Raw genomic sequence first — 3,154 nt, forward strand, 5'->3', positions numbered from 1 at the left:
CAGTAGATTCCTTTGCTAACAACTTCAAAGATAAATTTAGCAAAAGTCAACATATTTTAGATGGGACAGCCGTGCCCAAACCACCAGGTTTTCTAGATAAGATTGATCAAAGAATAATGTCATTTATCAGTGAATATCATAACAAGCCAAAATACAAGGATACAACCTTTAGACTTATGAGTGATCTAGTACTTCTTAACAAAAACCTGAATAAAACATCAAGTGAGACTCCAGCATTTTATGAAGCAGGAAAAGAAGGTCTAGTTGCATTTATAGCGCGAATAATAACGGCAAAGATCGAACACTCTCCAGAAAGAAAAGCTGTTCTTACCGAATTAGTAAAATTATACACTGATCATAATGTTGATACTAATAAACGCTATTTATTAGGTCTTACATTTATAGATCAATCAAAAGACTATTCTTCAACAACTGTCGAGAAAACAGATATTTCAGCACATGCTGTATCAATAATTAAGAATAAGAATTCAACTTATACTTACTATGATCCAAATTTAGGTGAGCTTGAGTTTCGCAATTTAGAAGAAGTTGCTGGTTTTATTGAGGCGTCGTATCCAGATAAGTATGTTTCTTTAAAGATGATTAAAGAAAGTGGATCCTCCTCAACAAACGAAACAATTAGCCATATAATCAATAACATTTTGAACTATATTACTGAACATGCCGCTACGATTAAAAAGTTAACTGATAAAGAGATTAAGCCTTTATCGGGGATGGAGTGGATTACAGAGTGGGATAAGCCCAATAAGGAGCTCTTTATAGGTGAAAATATAGATTATAATGAAACATTCAACTATGAAAAACAACTGATTATTCAGTTACAAGGGGATACAATTAGTTTTGAATCCTCCAAGGCTTTGTTTGCTAAACATCCGAAGCAAAGTGAATGGCTGCAATTAAAAGAGGAAAGCATAGGTGAAGTATTCACTTGGTCTGAAAGATCTCAAGATTTTGTATATACATCACCTTTGAGGTTGGATAAAGAAGGTAATATTCGTATTTCACTAGTCGGTCATGGATATACAGATGAAGGTGTTAAAACTTTTGGTTATATGGAAGCACCAGAAATTATACGTAAACTGGAACCTTTATTTAATAAAATAGATCCAGATTTAGTTAAAAGTATTAAGTTAGATTTAATAGGATGTGCTTTATTAGACCTTAGTGTTTCAATTGAAAACACAATTCCAGGCAAGCTTGCTGAATGGTTAAATAGCAAATCTAGAGAGCTAGGTTTAGATTCAGAACATTGGTCTGTTGTCGCTAGAGAGCATGATGTTAAAGTTGGAGCAAATGGAAAAAAAGAAGTATTTTTAAAAGGGCGATGGATTGATAAAGAAGTTGCAAATACTTATGTTCAATTGAATAAATCGGAGTTGATATGGGATAAAGACCTTGGAAAAGTTACTAAAAAGCCTTTATCAAAAGATACACTGATTGAAATATCAAAGGCTATTGATACCTCTACTGGTCAAATGAATGAGCTTAATGATGAATCTCAGAAGCTGGTATTAGAGTTGCATGATTTAGTAGCAAAAAATATTCGAGAATTACTGCAAATTGGTGAAAGACCATCTGAGCATCGAACTGAAGTTGAGAAAAAAATTGCAGAAGCACTATCCTTAATCACATTAGCTGGTGAGTGGAATGATGCTGTAAATAATTTAAAGTCTGAACATGCTATGCAATTAGGAGACGGTTGGCATGCCATGATTAGCACACAGGAAATTGATGGAGAAACCCATGTTGTCTTTGTTCATGAGTCTGAAGATAAAAAACCAGTCTTAATTAAAACAGATGATGAAATATTTTCTAAATTCAGTGAGACTTACACTCAATTACACCAAGATTTTACTGAACACTTAACTTTAGATACTCATACAGGCGTTATTGACGCGAAACCTACTATGTTGGAAGGTGATGCTGTTCACACTCTGAATGCAGCATTTCTCATCCAAACATTATTAGACCATCACGCATCCCCATCCAAAAATTTAACCTGGCCTATAAAATTACAAACCTATGTTGGTTTAGTTCAACCTTCTGTTGGTGTGATTGAAGATGGCATTCATTTGGGTAGCATGATTGCAAATGCTATGAAGTTTGAAATAAAACCATTAGAGCAAGCACTGTCAGCTATAAAAACTGCTTTTCCTACATTAAATGCAGCAGGTAGTATTTTGCCTGGGGCCATAGGTGTTATTTTTGATGCTGCTAACATTACTGGTATTATTGGAGAATTAGCAAACTCAACGAGTCAAGAAGAAGCAGCTTTAGCGGCAACAAATTTAACCATGGCAGGTATAACTGCAAGTGTTAATGTAGGGGCTATTGCTGCTGGACTTACCGGTGCAGCGACTGCTAGTAGCATTTTAGGTATGGTTGGAATTCCGTTGGTTGGCCTATCTATTGGGATACCTGCTCTTGTCGAAGGCTATGAAAATGTGGCTCAGTCTGCTAATGCACTGATAGATGAATTTAACCGAGTTTATCATTCTGTCTCAAATCCTTCAATGTTATATGATGCGAGTGATTTCAGTATTAATCCTTCTAAAGATAGTAAGGTTTTATGGTCTTTAGGAAATGGAGCTGTTGTCAGTGAAGTTGATTTTATAAATAATACTGTTCATTATGGAAATATAACGACAATGGGGACAAGAGGAGGAGCGTGGCACACCTTTACTGGAGGGTTGGATCATTATTTAAGTGGTCCAATACCTGACAATGGTACTACCTTAGATGTTTATAATGCCTTTGGATTAAGTGAAAGAAATAAAGCAGTAGATCTTAGTTATGCCTTAAATTTTTATCTTCCATATGGAGCCAATACTTACTACAGTTTTGGATATAATGATCTACCAGGCGCTAGATATAAAAAGTCCATTGGATTAGATACTTTACGTTCGTATTATGGGCAAAAATTTGTCTGGGTATGGTATGCTCTGCCTGGCGACTGGATAATATCTTACTTAAAGCATAGCTATTATCACACAGACATTCAAATTAAGTTAGATAATAAGTCACGTAATTTATTTTTCCCTATATTAGATGATAATTATCAAATGTCAACTAACTTTTCCGGTCACGACAACTAACTTTGCCGATTTTATCGAAAAAAATTATCTCTTCATAC

The 3,154-nt window shown here is 34.8% G+C and carries 1 protein-coding gene; it reads left to right on the forward strand.

The annotated features are described in order from the left end of the window. The coding region (locus ACTS4L_RS11150) for a TcdA/TcdB pore-forming domain-containing protein (protein ID WP_440652054.1) at window positions 1-3,116 on the forward strand (3,116 nt) is incomplete at its 5' end. Between the last annotated feature and the right edge of the window lie 38 nt (window positions 3,117-3,154).

The sequence above is a fragment of the Cysteiniphilum sp. 19S12-1 genome (assembly GCF_052030685.1).
GTDB lineage: Bacteria > Pseudomonadota > Gammaproteobacteria > Francisellales > Francisellaceae > Caedibacter.